This is a genomic window from Shewanella morhuae (assembly GCF_900156405.1).
Taxonomy (GTDB): Bacteria; Pseudomonadota; Gammaproteobacteria; order Enterobacterales; family Shewanellaceae; genus Shewanella; species Shewanella morhuae.
Genome location: NZ_FTNN01000008.1, coordinates 44,059 through 58,985 on the forward strand (window position 1 = coordinate 44,059; position 14,927 = coordinate 58,985).

A 14,927-nucleotide genomic window follows, 5' to 3' on the forward strand; every position below is an offset into this window, starting at 1 on the left:
AGCAACAAATGAAACTATATGTATCCCATCGCTGTATTGTAAGTTATTTTGCCAGCTATCTGTTAACAGGCTGATATACAATATCTATTCCTTTAAAACACTCATCACCTTTCTTTTGATATGTATCAATTTGTTTATATGTGAAGCTGTTTGTTTTTTATTTGTTGACTTAAATGTGGCTCGTTAACATTATTGTCGCAACGAAGTTAAGTTCGTGACAAAAATATAAAAATTAAAAATAGCTTTTATTGGAATCAAGGAGTCATTGATGAGTTGTTTAACCTTAACGGCTAAAGCCGTGCGCGCTAGTTTAATTACTGTAGCAACAAGTAGTTTAGTTTTTTCTGGATTAAGTTTTGCAGCTGAAGAAAATACAAAAGTTGAACGTATTGAAGTTACCGGTTCTCGTATCAAACAAGTGGATATGGAAACAGTTTCACCTGTTACAGTTATTAACGCTGCCGATATTGCCATGACGGGCGAAAAAACCGTTGCAGATGTTTTGAATAACTCTGCAATTAATAGTTTTGGTTCTTGGCGTGGTATTTCCGGCTATGGTTCGGGAGCGAGTTCGACCAGTAATGTCAATTTACGAGGCTTAGGATCTTCAGCAACATTGGTATTACTTGATGGTCGTCGTATGCCGGGCACTAGCTCGAGCTCAGGCTCTGTGGCAGATACATCTTCAATTCCAATGGCTATTGTAGAACGTATTGAAATTCTTAGAGATGGCGCTTCAGCTGTTTATGGTTCTGATGCGGTTGCTGGCGTGATTAACATCATCACCAAGAAAGAATTCCAAGGAGTGCAGCTTGATTACAGTACTGAGCAACCGAGTGTAGAAGGTGGGGACGCCAATCGTTTATCAATTGCAACGGGTTACAATACAGACAAAGGCAACATTACATTAACCTATGAATATTATGATACTAAAGCTGTAATGGATCGTGATATTTGGAGAGTTAACGATCCAAGTTATAACTCTTTGAGTAGCTTTAGCTCGGTGCCTAATGGTAAAGCGGCTTCGAGTTGGGTCAGTAATGCGGATTTATGCCAACAAACCGAAAATACATCAATGGATGATGCGAGTGGTCGTTGTTTATATGATCCTGGCAGTGTGACTAAATTATTTGGTGACCAAACTCGTAATTCTGTTTTATCTAATTTCAACTATGAAATTACAGAAGATATTAAATTTAGAGGTCGGGCATCCGCTTCATTAGCAGAAACTGAGTCTCGTTATGCGGGCACGCCAGTATCGACTAATTACCCTGTAATGGATGCCGGTAATAAATTTAATCCTATCGGTGAGGATATGACGCTTTATATGCGCGGTGCGCAACTTGGCGAGCGTGACACGTTAACTGAAACCAATAATTTTGATATTTTAGCCGGTTTCTTGGGCACGATTAATGTTGGCGACGGGATTGATTGGGAATTAAATGCTCAGCACGCTGCATCGACAACTAATAGCTTTAATTATAACTTGCTAAACGACGATATCATTCAACAGGGAATTGATTCAGAGCAATATGATATTTTTAATACCTCTGGTATGAATTATGAGCAGTGGAATCAGCAGATGACAGAACTGTATCGTAAAGCGGCGCATACAGGAGTTTATCAAGGCAAGTTTGAAAGTACACAGTTTGATGGATTGGCTTCTGCTTTGTTGATAGAAGAAGACGATTTTTCTGTGGCTATGGTGGGTGGACTTGAATATGAAATGATCAAGTTCAAGCAAACCAGCGATCCAGAGTCAGCTGCGGGAATTATTTCTGGTGGTTCAGGTGGTGATGATGTTGATGCCACACGCGATCGTAGTGCGGCGTATTTAGAGTTTCAAGTTGGTTTACCCGCCAATGTTGAGTTTTCTGCGGCAGTGCGTTATGAGCGTTATGAGCAGGAAGGTGCGTTAACTGGCCCTCAAGGTGCCGTGGTTAACTCATCAACTTTCGATGCCGTGGTGCCTAAGTTTGGTTTGAGCTGGCGACCAGTGGACACTTTACTGTTGCGTGCGAGCTATGGTGACTCATTCCGCGCACCTAATATGAGCGAAATGTTCTCGTCTCAGTCTTTAAGTTTTGAGAAGAGTGTTGATTCTCTCTGGTGTAATCAATCTGGTAATGTGGATGCAATATATTGTAATACCAATAACCAACATAAAACTTGGTACGGCGGTAATCCAGATTTAGAAGCGGAAGAAGGTAATTCATTAACCTTGGGTGGCGTCTGGAACGTTAGTGATGCATGGAACTTAGAACTGTCTTATTACTCAATTACCTATGACAATAAGATTGAATCTATTGATGTCGATGATATCTTACGTGATGAAATCAAAAGTGGTTCATCTCCCTATGTTACTCGTGGCCCAGATGGCAAAATTGAATATATTGAAGCTGGAGTTCGCAACTTAGCGACAGTTGAAACCTCTGGTATTGATTTTGTGACGGCATACAACTTTGAGACCGGTTTTGGTGATTTCAATTTTAAGCTGGACTTGACGCATGTGCTTGACTTTAAAAAGCAAGATAATGCCGATGCTGAAATGATTGATTATGCGGGTCTGACTGATACTCCAGATTGGCGTGGTAACTTTGCCACAAGCTGGAAATATGACGATTTCTCAGCCGCTTGGACAGTTGTATATATCGGTAGCCAATCAGCGGGTTATTATAATGAGTTAGAAGAAACCGACCGTTATGTCGATTACTCTAGCTACTTTAAACATAATATCCAACTTGCTTATAGTCATGCTTATAACGGTTCAATTACAGTAGGGGTTAATAATGTGTTTGATGCTGAAACACCACACAGCTACAACTATGCCGATTATCGTGATGTGAACGTAGGTTTATATGATGTGTTAGGTCGTACTTATTACCTGAGACTTAACCAAAAGTTTTAAGTTATCCGCCTCCCTGGGTAACCCAAACCTCCGCTTGCGGAGGTTTTTTTGCACAAAAATTCATATACTTTCTTCAATTCTAGCGATTAATTTGCAGTTTTAATGTGGTTGAGGCTTTAAAGCTTGGTTGGTTGTAACCGTCAATTTCAATGGCCTCACCCGTTTGCGGATGGCAACCGGTTTTAGCTAAATGGTATCTCAGCTCAAAAGTGCCAAATTGTGGCAGGAAGATTTTTTCGCCTTCACTCAAGGCTATGTGGATCTGTTGCAATATCTGCTCAACCACAGGTTTAGTGCTCGCTTGTGAGGCATTAAGCTCAGCTGCAATACGTCGGACAAGTTGTGCTTTGTTCATACAAACCTCTGAAATCAGCTTAAGTTCAATCGAGGGCAAGTTATAACAAGCGTATTATCATATTGGAAGTCATAGCGAGTGCAGAGTGCGAGAGTGGTTATTTATTGGCAGGTTTGTAGTGCGTAAGATAATTGATGTTTATAGTTTGTCGTAAACATTGTTGGTTTTAGGTTTTTATTTTAAGCGTTATCGCTTAAACGCAAAGTGTACTGCGCTTAAGCGATAAGTGTTTAACCTACGAAAATAGGGTTTCTTCTAACGTGCGACCTTTAAGGAGCATTTTATATTGCCATTTATGTTGGTTGAAGAGGCTAAATAGATGCATTTCAATATCGCTGTCCTGAGATTTATCTTCATCAATGGCAAGCTGGATAATAAATACATTGCTCTGTTTTGAGCTAATGTTGACCACACCCGCCAGTTTGGCCACTTCCGCTTGCAGTAACTCACTATCACAGCTTTGCATGGTTAAGGTGAGGTAATCGCTACCGGTCGATGCATGCATCGATACGGCTTGGCTTAGCTGGCCTTTATCTAAATACAACACTTGATCGCATAGCTTTTCGAGCTCATCAAGATTATGGGAGCTGATCATAAAGGTAGTAGTGGGCGATAAAGCTTTGACCAGTTCGCGGACTTTTTTTGCATTAGCAGGGTCGAGTCCCGCGGTCGGCTCATCTAATAACACTAACTCGGGTGAGCCAATTAGCGCCTGTGCAATCGATACCCGTTTACTCATGCCGTGGCTGAGGCTCGGTGGTTTTTGTTCTGCAACATCGGCTAAATCAACTAAAGCCAATACGCGAATCGCTTCATGTTTGGCTTGTTCTGCACTCATACCTTGCAGCCGCGCGAAAAAGCAGAGTTGGCTCACAATCGTCAGGTTAGGATCCAGTGCAGCATCTTGCGGCAGCGCGGCAATTTTACCCAGTAGCTTAGGGCTGTTAGGCGCTTCGCCGAGTATGGTTATGCTGCCAGCACTTGGGGATAAATAACCGCATAACAGACTAAATAGGGTAGTTTTACCCGCGCCATTTGGACCTACAAGCGCGATAGGTGCTCCTGCTTCTAGGCTAAAGTTAACATTATTCAGCGCTTTTTTACTGCCGTAAAATTGTGATAGTCCTTGGCATTGGATCAGACTCATAGCGAGCTCCTTTGCATATAAATTCTGCCGAGCAAGAGGGCTGCAGCGGTTTGTAACAGTGGAATAGGTGCGTAGACTAAGCTGTAAAGACCATTAGTATTGAGCATATTCGATAACTGAGCACCGGGTAATATCCATTGTAGCTGTGCCAGTACGCTCGCTTGACTGCTTAATATCATGATAGCAATAGAAATCACAGTCCATAAGATAGTGGCAAACACCATTGCTTGGCGCGCCGTGCGCGCATATAAAGACAATAAGGTCATCACTGCCGTGTAGGGCAAGATCACTATGATGAGGTTAAGGCCAACTAAGGCGCCAGAGCTTAATGCTGGTAACAAGAGTTGGCTGTCACGGCTGAGCGCGAGTACGACTGTGGCGATAATCGTTAATAGGATAAGCAAACTCTGGATTAAAATTTGGCCGAGAAAACGACCAAATAATAAGCTGTCGCGACTGGTGCGTATGGTTAAAAACCGCAGTGTGCCACGGGTTTTATCCGAGGAAAATTGATCCGCAGCAATTAAAATACTAAACATCGGGAACAAGTACAGTGCAAAACACCAAAACACGGCCATTTCTGCTACCGGCCACTCAAAGAGTACATTGAGGGTGTTGACGCCAAATAAGCCATCAATGATATCTTTCACATTAGGCTGCAACAACATGGCTGATGCGCTTTGAATGGGATATAGCAGTAATACGCCCCAGACTAAAGCGAAGGCAAGTAAGGCGATGATCCCTCGGGTGTTGAATAAAAATTTTCGCAGTTCAAACATGGCGATGAGAAGCATGTTGTTGAAACTACTCGGTGGATTATGGGTCATGTGCTTTCTCTATTATTCTTGGCGCTAAAATTTAGGGAGGTTAAATATCTGCCCTTGGGTGAATACGCATCGATAGACATGCTCAGGTAGACAATGGCTCAGCCTATTAGTGCCATTCGACTTAGATGTAAATGGCACATGTTTCCACAATACTTAGCTCAACGAGGCGATTAGCTCATCGAGTTTTTGTGTTAGCTCATCGAGTTTTTGTGTTAGCTCGGCGACTTGCTGCTCAAGCTCGGTCACTCTTTTGACTAGCGCAGGTGGCTCAGACTCGGCAGATATATGGGGATTGCTTGTCGTCACATGAAATGATGAGCTAACACTTTCTAACTGCGCAGAAGCTGCTGAGAACAATTCCATATAGCGGGATTCGCGGCGGCCAGCTTCTCTGGGCAATTGTTTTAAAAACGGTTTTTCACGGCTCATCAATTGGCGGATACAATCTTCTACTTCGACAACGTCTTTAAACTCGTGCAAACGATTGCTGCGAGTGCGTAACTCTCCGGGTGTTTGTGGGCCACGTAATAACAGCAAACAGACAATGGCGAGCGCTGCGGGTGACAGTTGCAGTTCGCTGAATTCAGTATTGCAGAATCGATGCTTATATTTGACCACACGACTGCCAAATCCCGATTGTTCACTAAGTAAACGCTTTTTAGTGAGGGAATCGAGGGCAATTTGTACTTGGGTTTCGCTAAGATCGAGTACCGGCTCGCGACTGGTTTTTTGATTGCAGGCTAAGGTGAGTGAGTTTAACGAGAGTGGATATTGCTCTGGGGTGGTGATTTCTTTCTCAAGCAGGCATCCGATGACTCTGGCTTCGTGTAACGTGAGTTCCATATAAGCTCCAAAGAAAAAAGCATGGCTTTGTTTATAACAGAGCCATGCTTAATATCCTAGGAGTTGTCAGTCGAACTCTGCCTTAGTGGCGCTAAACTGTACAACTTTAATGCTAAGTGCTGAATAGAGTTAATTATTCTGCCGTTTCAGTTAAACGCAGACCGTCATTATCGATACTCAGTCGGCTACTTTTAAATAGACCGCCTATTGCTTTTTTGAAGGCTTTTTTACTCATGCCAAGCTGATCGTAAATGATTTCAGCATCGGTTTTATCGGTCAGGGGTAAAAAGCCGCCAGCTTGTTTGAGTTTAATTAAGATAATGTGGGCGTGTTTATCTAACTCTTCTTTACTGCCTTGTTGCAGCACAAGATCGATTTTCCCATCGTTGCGCACTTGTTTGATAAAGCCTTTAACTCTTTGGCCAAAACGCAGTTTTTGGAATACTTCATTTTCAAAAATCACTCCCCAATGGGCATGATTAATAATGGCTTTGTAGCCTAAGTCTGTGGTGCCGCCAATATATAAATCAACTTGCTGACCAACGGTATAGTCTGGTTCAGTTTTATCGAGAAATTTATCGATTTTTGATGAGGCCATGATGCGCTCATCAGCGCGGTTTGCGTGTACATAGACCAGATAAGAACGGCCTTCTTCGATAGGTTTGTGTTGCTCACCAAAGGGCAATAATAAGTCTTTATCTAATCCCCAGTCTAAAAAGGCGCCATAAGGACCCGTTGCGACGGCTTTTAAGTAAGCGAATTCGCCGACCTGAGCCAGTGGGCGCCGCGTGGTAGCAATCACGATATCTTCAGAATCTAGATACAGAAACACGTCAAGCAAATCACCGACTTGGCAGTCCTTAGGGGTGACTTTGTTTGGCAGCAGTACTTGCCCTAATTCGTGTGCGTTTAAATACACACCAAAGTTGACTTGTTTTACAACCTCAAGTTTGCAGGTTTTACCTATCTGTACCATGTATCTCTCTGTGCATAATGGAATGTGATTCGGCTGCGATTATATATGTTTTGCTGCTGAAACTGCAGCATTATTGTTTTTAGGTTTTATCTTCGCCTAATTAGGTGGTTAATCCGCGCAGATTTGACTTAAGTCCAGCGGTGATGTTGGGCGAGCTATAAACGCTTTATTACTCACTGCGGATTTACACACAAAATCTAGGGCTATTTGTAAGGGGAAATACTAGAAATTGTTACAAGTGCCATTAAAAAATATTGAACAGGCTTGCACTAGAGTTATCCTCGTAAGTCACTGATAAATAATGTGGTTATTGCGTGATGCATCTAGGGTTTGTTGCGTGAGTGTTTATTATATTTTAATGTAAAAGATTAAATGAGATTGTTACTTGCATTCTAAGACATAGCGCGGTTTAATTGCGCCGTTCAGCGACATTGCTCGTTGCAGACTCGAAAAATATTACGTGAGTAATACGCTTTTATGGTTCAGTCGTCATTAACCATGTAGTTAACAAATATCAAGTTACATGGGGTTAAGAGGGTTTTTATTAGCTAATGCACAAGCATCCATTTTTTACACTTTGCCTCAAAGTGTCACAATGCCAACACTCGATTGTTGTGCCATATGATGATACCGGCCTTAAGCATCTCACGTTGATCCGCATCAATTCTGGCCGCGAAGAAGCCAATAGTCCCCTGTTAAAATAATCTTGCCTAGAGATAAACTGGTTTAGCGTTTTCGCGAGTTCAGTGTTATCGGTTGTCGTTTTCTATTAGTGTTACCCGTTTCTGAAGGTCTTAACTTCTTGCGAACGTCTTAAGCTGCTTGTTGGTTTGATGTTTTAAGAATATGGCTGAGGACTTTATTTGGCTTTTTGGCGCTATTTGTACTGTTTAGCCTTAGGGTCAATACACATGAAGCAAGTAAAGATAGCTTTACTGAAGCAAGGTAATTATTTTACCTTCAAGAAGATACGATAAAATGCGCTGAGGTGAATTGTCTCTTGCGCGTTAATGAAAATCGCGGCAATGTCACTTACAATAACGTGACGTTGCGGCATTAAGGAGAAGGTGAAATCCACCTTCGTGTATGTCAGGTAAGGTGTCCCTTTGCCTGGGTTTGTCGAACGGGCGGTTGTGCTATAAAGCCATAACCGTTTAACCCATTTTTTACTAGACGGGCTAAATAATAATGAATGATTGGTCTATTGATGATGCTCGTGCTGGGTACAATGTTACTCACTGGAGCCAAGGTTTTTATGGGATTAGCGATCAAGGTGAAGTAACAGTATCACCGGATCCACAAAATCCTGATTACAAGATTGGCTTAAATGAGCTAGCCAAAGACATGGTTAAAGCGGGCGTCGCTTTACCTGTGCTAGTTCGTTTTCCGCAAATTCTGCACCACAGAGTGAACAGTTTGTGCCAAGCATTTGACCAAGCGATACAAAAATATGAGTATCAGGCGGACTATTTGCTGGTTTACCCAATTAAAGTAAACCAACAGCAAACCGTGGTAGAAGAGATCCTTGCGAGTCAGGCATCAAAAGAAGTGCCACAACTGGGCTTAGAGGCGGGCAGTAAGCCTGAGCTGATGGCTGTGTTAGCCATGGCGCAAAAAGCCAGTTCAGTTATCGTTTGTAATGGTTACAAAGATAACGAATATATCCGCTTAGCACTGATTGGTGAAAAGCTGGGTCATAAGGTTTATATCGTTTTAGAAAAACTGTCTGAGCTGAAGATGGTGTTGGCTGAGTCTAAGCGTTTGGGCGTAACGCCGCGTTTAGGTTTGCGTGCGCGTTTGGCATTTCAAGGCAAAGGCAAATGGCAGGCGAGCGGCGGCGAAAAATCTAAGTTTGGTCTATCTGCTGCGCAAATTTTGCTGGTGGTTGAACAGCTTAAGCAAAATGATATGCTGGATTCGTTGCAGTTGTTGCATTTCCACTTAGGTTCGCAAATTGCCAACATCCGCGATATTCGCCAAGGTGTGAGTGAAGCGGGTCGTTTTTACTGTGAATTACGTAAATTAGGCGCGAGCGTTAATTGCTTTGACGTCGGCGGTGGTTTAGCGGTGGATTACGATGGCACACGTAGCCAAAGTAATAATTCAATGAACTATGGTCTGACCGAATATGCTAACAATATTGTTAATGTATTGACTGACATCTGTAATGAATACGAGCAGCCTATGCCACGTATTATTTCAGAATCTGGCCGTTACTTAACCGCGCACCACGCAGTGTTGATCACCGATGTTATCGGTACTGAAGCGTATCATCCTGAGAATATTCAAGCGCCAGCAGAAGAATCACCACAGTTATTACATAATATGTGGCATTCATGGTCTGAGATCAGCGGCCGTGCTGACCAACGTGCGCTAATTGAGATTTATCACGATAGTCAAAGTGACTTACAAGAAGCGCATTCGTTATTCGCTTTAGGTCAATTAACTTTGGCTGAGCGTGCGTGGGCTGAGCAGGCTAACCTACGAGTTTGCCATGAAGTGCAAGGGTTATTGAGTCCGAAAAACCGTTATCACAGACCGATTATTGATGAGCTCAATGAAAAGTTAGCTGATAAGTTTTTTGTTAACTTCTCATTATTTCAATCATTACCCGATGCTTGGGGTATTGATCAAGTATTCCCAGTATTGCCGTTATCAGGTTTAGATAAAGCCCCTGAGCGCCGTGCTGTGATGCTCGATATCACCTGTGACTCTGACGGTATTGTTGATCAATACGTAGATGGTCAAGGGATTGAAACCACACTACCAGTGCCAGCGTGGAGCGCCGATAGTCCATATCTTATTGGTTTCTTCCTTGTGGGTGCATACCAAGAAATTTTGGGTGATATGCATAACTTGTTTGGTGATACAAACTCAGCGGTTGTTCGTATCGAAGAGAACGGTGTCACTAACATTGAATCGGTATTGGAAGGTGACACGGTTGCCGACGTATTGCGTTACGTTAACTTAGATGCGGTGGCCTTTATGCGTACCTATGAAGAGTTAGTGAATATGCATATTGCCGAAGATGAACGTGCACAAATTTTGGAAGAACTGCAAGTTGGCCTCAAAGGCTACACTTACTTAGAAGATTTTTCTTAAGATTTAGTGTGTTAACATAAATCAGTCTAAGGTCACTTAGGCTGATTTTTTGCTTTCTAGCGCCCATAAAAGCTGACCCAGTTTAATGACGAGGTATAGCAAGAATAAGTTATCAATATCAACGACAAATGGGGTAAGGATTTGATGTTTTTTGAAGGCTCAGAAAAAAAACTGGAGATTATCGTGACGGCATCTACGCCGAATTTACGCGAACTCGATGTGAGTTTTTGGTCGGCCTTAGTCAACTGCGCCCATGCTGAAATACTGTCGCACATCAGTAACCCCAAGTGCGATGCCTATCTATTGAGTGAGTCTAGCTTGTTTGTGTGGCATGACCGGTTCCTTATACTTACCTGCGGTACTAGCACCTTAGTGGACGCCGCTTGTTATTTTATTGATGCGCTTGGTTCATCCTCAATGGCGCTGGTGAGTTACCAGCGAAAAAATGAATACCAAGCACATTTGCAAGCCAGCAGTTTTGCTGATGATATTAGCAAGCTGCGGCAACGTATTGCAGGTAATGCGTGTCGAGTGGGGCATTTAGACAGTCACCATCATTATTTTTTCTGCTCTGATAGCGATTATCAAGCAGCAAAAAATGACTGCACGAGTGAGCTATTGATGTACCACATTCGTGGCGAGCTCGCCGACTATCTTAATGGTGGCCCACACAGTTGTGATGAGTTGTGCGCTGCATTTAGATTTAAGTATTTATTTCCTGAATTTGAGATAGACGCGCATTTATTTACCCCTACAGGTTTTTCGATGAACGGCTTGTGGGGAAAATATTATGTTACTTTGCATGTTACGCCACAAAGCGACAAGACTTGTGCAAGCTCTTACGTGAGTTTTGAAACTAATCTTGATTTAGCGCGGTATTCTCACCATCTGTTGGGGCGATTATTAACGCTGTTTGCCCCCGAGAGCTGGGATATTATCAATTTTAATACTGATTATTCAACGCAGGAATTTCCTGCCCATTTATGCTTAGCGAGTGGCTCATTCACGACTGAGCAAGGTTATCATATCGGTTTTAGTCACTATCAGCAGTTGCAAACTGAAGTGCTGATCCCTGAACTCATGTAAATTTTTGGCGTTTGCTTTTGGGAGTGTGTATGACCACGATTGCTGATAAACCAGATTATTCACTGTATTCCAACGCGTTTGGTTATTTACGCCAACCGCTTAACTTCAAACCACTGGAAAGTGATGCTAACGTTGTTGTGATTGGTTTACCATTTGATATGGCAACCACAGGACGTTCTGGCGGCCGTATGGGCCCAGATGCAATCCGCCGTGCATCGGTTAACTTAGCCTGGGAAGACACTCGTTGGCCTTGGGATTTTAGCCTAAGTAAAAGTATTAACATTGTTGATGCAGGTGACCTAGTCTTTAACTGTGGTGATGCTGAAGATTTTACCCAGCGTTTAGAAGCCTTTGCGACTCAAGTGCTGGATGCTGGCAAAACCCTGTTAAGTTTTGGTGGCGATCACTTTGTGACGCTGCCTTTGCTGCGTGCCCACTATAAAAAATACGGCAAAATGGCACTATTGCATTTCGATGCACATACCGACACTTATAGCCAAGGTAGCAAGTACGATCACGGCACTATGTTCTACCATGCACCACGTGAAGGGCTTATCGACCCTGCGCATTCTGTGCAAGTGGGTATTCGTACTGAGTACAAGCGTGAAACCCATAGTTATCAGGTCATTGATGCCGCCACCGCTAACGACATCACCGCCGATGACATAGTGGCACAAATTCGTGCTCGGGTAGGTGACATGCCGTTATATGTAACCTTTGATATCGACTGTTTAGACCCAGCATTCGCCCCTGGTACTGGCACGCCTGTATGCGGTGGTTTAAGCAGCGATAAAGCGATGAAAATCATCCGGGGTTTACGTGGTATGAACATTGTGGGTATGGATGTAGTAGAAGTCGCGCCCGCTTATGATTCTGCCGACATTACGGCATTAGCCGGCGCAACGCTGGGCCTTGAAATGCTACATGTGTGGGCCGTTGGCAAAGGCTTAGTTAAAAAGTAACTAAGTTGAACGGTTACCATTAACCGCTGTAATGAGCACTTATCAATAAGTCGATGTTCGCGTTCAAGTTAATGATAAAAGCCAAGGCGTATGTCTTGGCTTTTTTCTTAGCATTTTTATGGATTATTGATGCCGAGAAAGGCTACGCTTTCTATTATGCGTGATAAACTTATGTCATTAATGCGATGACCTTTGGATGTAATTAAGGTTATTGTCACGATTGGACTGCCCGTTTGCTTAAGGAAACCTGATGACAGATCTGAGTGATATTCGCCGCGAGTATGCCAAAAGCGGCTTAAGACGTGCCGATTTACCGCAAAATCCGATGGATTTATTTGAACTGTGGATGGCGCAGGCAAGGGATGCGGAGCTTAGCGATCCAACCGCCATGTGCGTAGCAACGGTTGATGAGCACGGCCAACCCTTTCAACGGATTGTGCTACTTAAGCGTTTTGATGACACAGGTTTTGTGTTTTTTACTAACTTAGGTAGCCGCAAAGCCCAGCAGATCGCTGCTAACAATAAAATCAGTTTGCATTTCCCTTGGCATCCTTTAGAGCGTCAGGTATCAGTATTAGGTGAGGCACTGGCGCTTTCTACCGCCGAAGTGCTTAAATACTTTCTAACTCGCCCCAAGGACAGCCAAATTGCCGCTTGGGTGTCGCAGCAGTCAAGTAAACTGAGCGCCAGACAAGTACTCGAGGGCAAGTTCTTCGAGATGAAGGCTAAGTTTGCCAAAGGTGATGTGCCATTACCCAGTTTTTGGGGGGGCTATTTAGTGCGGCCTTCAAGTATCGAATTTTGGCAGGGCGGTGAGCATCGGCTGCATGATCGTTTTATTTACACCCGTCATCAAGCTGAGTGGGATATTGACCGTTTAGCACCATAGCTTAGGTTAAACCAAATATGATACTCCACTGTCAGTCAGCATTAACGTATTGAGTAAATAACATTGAGTGATTATAAAATTTGGGTCGATGCCGACGCTTGTCCCAATCCTATTAAAGAAATGCTGTTTCGGGCGGCTGAGCGCAAAGCCTTGCCGCTAGTGCTGGTGGCCAATCAAATGATCCGTATACCGCCATCGCCCTATATCAGCCAAATTCGCGTGGGTGCAGGTTTTGATGTGGCGGACCAATATATTGTTGATCATGTTGAACCAACGCATTTGGTGATTACCGCAGATATTCCTTTGGCGGCGTTGATCATTGAAAAGGGGGCGTTGGCTCTCAATCCTCGCGGCGAGCTCTATACGGTCGATAATATAAAACAAAAACTGACGATGCGGGATTTTATGGAAGACTTGCGGGGTTCTGGCGTGCATACCGGTGGGCCGGATACCTTTTCTCAAGCGGATAAACAGGCTTTTGCCAATAGTTTAGATAAATGGCTAGTGCGAGTATGAAGTATAGTTTACTGGTCGCTAATGGATAAAAAGAGTATCTTTAGTGGCAGTTAGGTGGAGCAGAATACAGTTAACTGAGTTGTATTGTTATCCGCCACGCTTGTCGATTTACTTTACGGCATGACTTTTAAACTCACTTTTAGAGGATTGAGACGATGAAAAAATGGATAGGAATAGCGGCGTTATCTGCTATGGCCAGCTTTAGCTGCTTTGCCCAATGGCAAGTGGACGAACAGGATTCTCGAGTCAGTTTTGTGTCGATAAAGAAAGGTGATATCGCTGAGGTTCATCACTTTAAACAACTCAAAGGCCAGCTTAAAGATAATGGACAATTTGAATTAACTATCCCGCTCATCGGTGTTGCAACCGGCATTGATATTCGCGACGAGCGGATGCAGAGTCTGTTATTTGAAGTGTCTTTATATCCTGAACTCAAGTTGTCGTCGCAAGTTGATAATAAGTTAGTCAAAGAACTGGGCATTGGCGAAAGTAGAATAGCGGAAATTGAAGGCAAAATTTCGCTGCATGGCAAAATGCAGACTAAAACTTTTTCAGTGCTGATCACTAAAATTACGCAAAATAAACTGCAAGTCAGCAGTTTTCAGCCAGTGATAATTAACGCAAATGAGTTTGGTCTTGACGCTGGAGTGGATAAATTACGTGAAATTGCAGGTTTATCGAGCATTAGTCAAGCCGTACCTGTGTCATTTGTACTAACCTTAACTCAGTAACTTTTACAAGATTGGCGTAGATCACGATATTGACTCGTTAATATGAGATAGAGTTAGCAACGTTGTGTCAGTGGGATCTCGATAAGAAGCCGAATTATCGGCTTCTTTGATATTGATAGATATGATATAAATAGCATCGCGCTATATTCTAAGTTAATGAGTTTTAAGGGTAAAGAATGGTTACAGATAAAGATGGTTACATACATTTGATCCAGTATTTAACTGAACATCTTGGCTTATTTGAAACACCGAGCTCACAGGTTATTTCAGATGATACTGTGATGGAATTGTTTGAAGAACAATTGTCGGCGCAGATTATTATGGTGTGTGGTCAAAATCCGTCATTATCATTCATACAGCGTAATATTATTATCCGCGAGGTTGATGCCATCGTTTACGATTTAGAGGAAATTTTAGCCTTAGTGGCTAATTACAAGGCAACACCCGCACAAACCTTATTTATAACCGAGTTTTCCAGTTTAATTAAAAACTTGTTCGATCAAGAAATTGCAAAATTACAAGCCATTGCATAGTTAGGTAAATTGTATTATTTGAGCAAATAGTTGTCATAAATGATGATGGTGA

General features: G+C 42.8%; 13 protein-coding genes. 8 read left to right on the plus strand and 5 right to left on the minus strand.

What is annotated here, in order from left to right:
• Positions 1-268: 268 nt before the first annotated feature.
• Positions 269-2,908 carry a TonB-dependent receptor gene (locus BW947_RS10925; protein WP_076499529.1) on the plus strand — a complete coding sequence of 880 codons (2,640 nt, stop codon included), beginning with the start codon at positions 269-271 and terminating at the stop codon, positions 2,906-2,908.
• A 79-nt stretch (positions 2,909-2,987) separates the two neighbouring features.
• On the opposite strand, the gene BW947_RS10930 is transcribed toward BW947_RS10925, so the two are convergent.
• The 5 genes from BW947_RS10930 to BW947_RS10950 form a co-directional block, all read right to left on the minus strand.
• Positions 2,988-3,263, minus strand: coding sequence for an HU family DNA-binding protein (locus tag BW947_RS10930; protein ID WP_076499530.1), 276 nt, complete (start codon positions 3,261-3,263; stop codon positions 2,988-2,990).
• A 235-nt stretch (positions 3,264-3,498) separates the two neighbouring features.
• On the minus strand, positions 3,499-4,410 hold the full coding sequence (locus BW947_RS10935; protein WP_076499531.1) for an ABC transporter ATP-binding protein: 912 nt from the start codon (positions 4,408-4,410) through the stop codon (positions 3,499-3,501).
• Positions 4,407-5,237 carry an ABC transporter permease subunit gene (locus BW947_RS10940; protein WP_076499532.1) on the minus strand — a complete coding sequence of 277 codons (831 nt, stop codon included), beginning with the start codon at positions 5,235-5,237 and terminating at the stop codon, positions 4,407-4,409. The genes BW947_RS10935 and BW947_RS10940 overlap by 4 nt, the downstream gene beginning before the upstream one ends.
• Positions 5,238-5,390: 153 nt before the next feature.
• The gene (locus BW947_RS10945) at positions 5,391-6,080 is read right to left on the minus strand and encodes a YceH family protein (RefSeq protein WP_076499533.1); all 690 of its coding nucleotides are present in this window, start codon (positions 6,078-6,080) and stop codon (positions 5,391-5,393) included.
• 133 nt (positions 6,081-6,213) lie between these two features.
• Positions 6,214-7,056 (minus strand): CvfB family protein, encoded by an 843-nt coding sequence (locus BW947_RS10950; RefSeq protein ID WP_076499534.1) that lies wholly within the window; start codon positions 7,054-7,056, stop codon positions 6,214-6,216.
• Positions 7,057-8,244: 1,188 nt separating this feature from the next.
• Here BW947_RS10950 and speA point away from each other — a divergent pair.
• The 7 genes from speA (at position 8,245) to BW947_RS10985 (ending at position 14,875) form a co-directional block, all read left to right on the plus strand.
• Entirely contained in the window at positions 8,245-10,158 is a 1,914-nt protein-coding gene (gene speA / locus BW947_RS10955; RefSeq protein WP_076499535.1) for a biosynthetic arginine decarboxylase, read from the plus strand.
• 144 nt (positions 10,159-10,302) lie between these two features.
• A complete protein-coding gene (locus BW947_RS10960; RefSeq protein ID WP_076499536.1) occupies positions 10,303-11,244 on the plus strand; it encodes an adenosylmethionine decarboxylase in 942 nt (313 codons plus the stop codon).
• 29 nt (positions 11,245-11,273) lie between these two features.
• Positions 11,274-12,206 (plus strand): agmatinase, encoded by a 933-nt coding sequence (gene speB, locus BW947_RS10965; protein WP_076499537.1) that lies wholly within the window; start codon positions 11,274-11,276, stop codon positions 12,204-12,206.
• A 250-nt stretch (positions 12,207-12,456) separates the two neighbouring features.
• Positions 12,457-13,095, plus strand: coding sequence for a pyridoxamine 5'-phosphate oxidase (gene pdxH / locus BW947_RS10970; RefSeq protein ID WP_076499538.1), 639 nt, complete (start codon positions 12,457-12,459; stop codon positions 13,093-13,095).
• Positions 13,096-13,158: 63 nt separating this feature from the next.
• Positions 13,159-13,611, plus strand: a complete 453-nt coding sequence (locus BW947_RS10975) for a YaiI/YqxD family protein (RefSeq protein WP_076499539.1) — start codon at positions 13,159-13,161, stop codon at positions 13,609-13,611.
• A gap of 155 nt (positions 13,612-13,766) precedes the next feature.
• Positions 13,767-14,342 carry a YceI family protein gene (locus BW947_RS10980; RefSeq protein ID WP_076499540.1) on the plus strand — a complete coding sequence of 192 codons (576 nt, stop codon included), beginning with the start codon at positions 13,767-13,769 and terminating at the stop codon, positions 14,340-14,342.
• Positions 14,343-14,518: 176 nt separating this feature from the next.
• A complete protein-coding gene (locus BW947_RS10985) occupies positions 14,519-14,875 on the plus strand; it encodes a DUF3802 family protein (RefSeq protein ID WP_076499542.1) in 357 nt (118 codons plus the stop codon).
• Positions 14,876-14,927 lie beyond the last annotated feature (52 nt).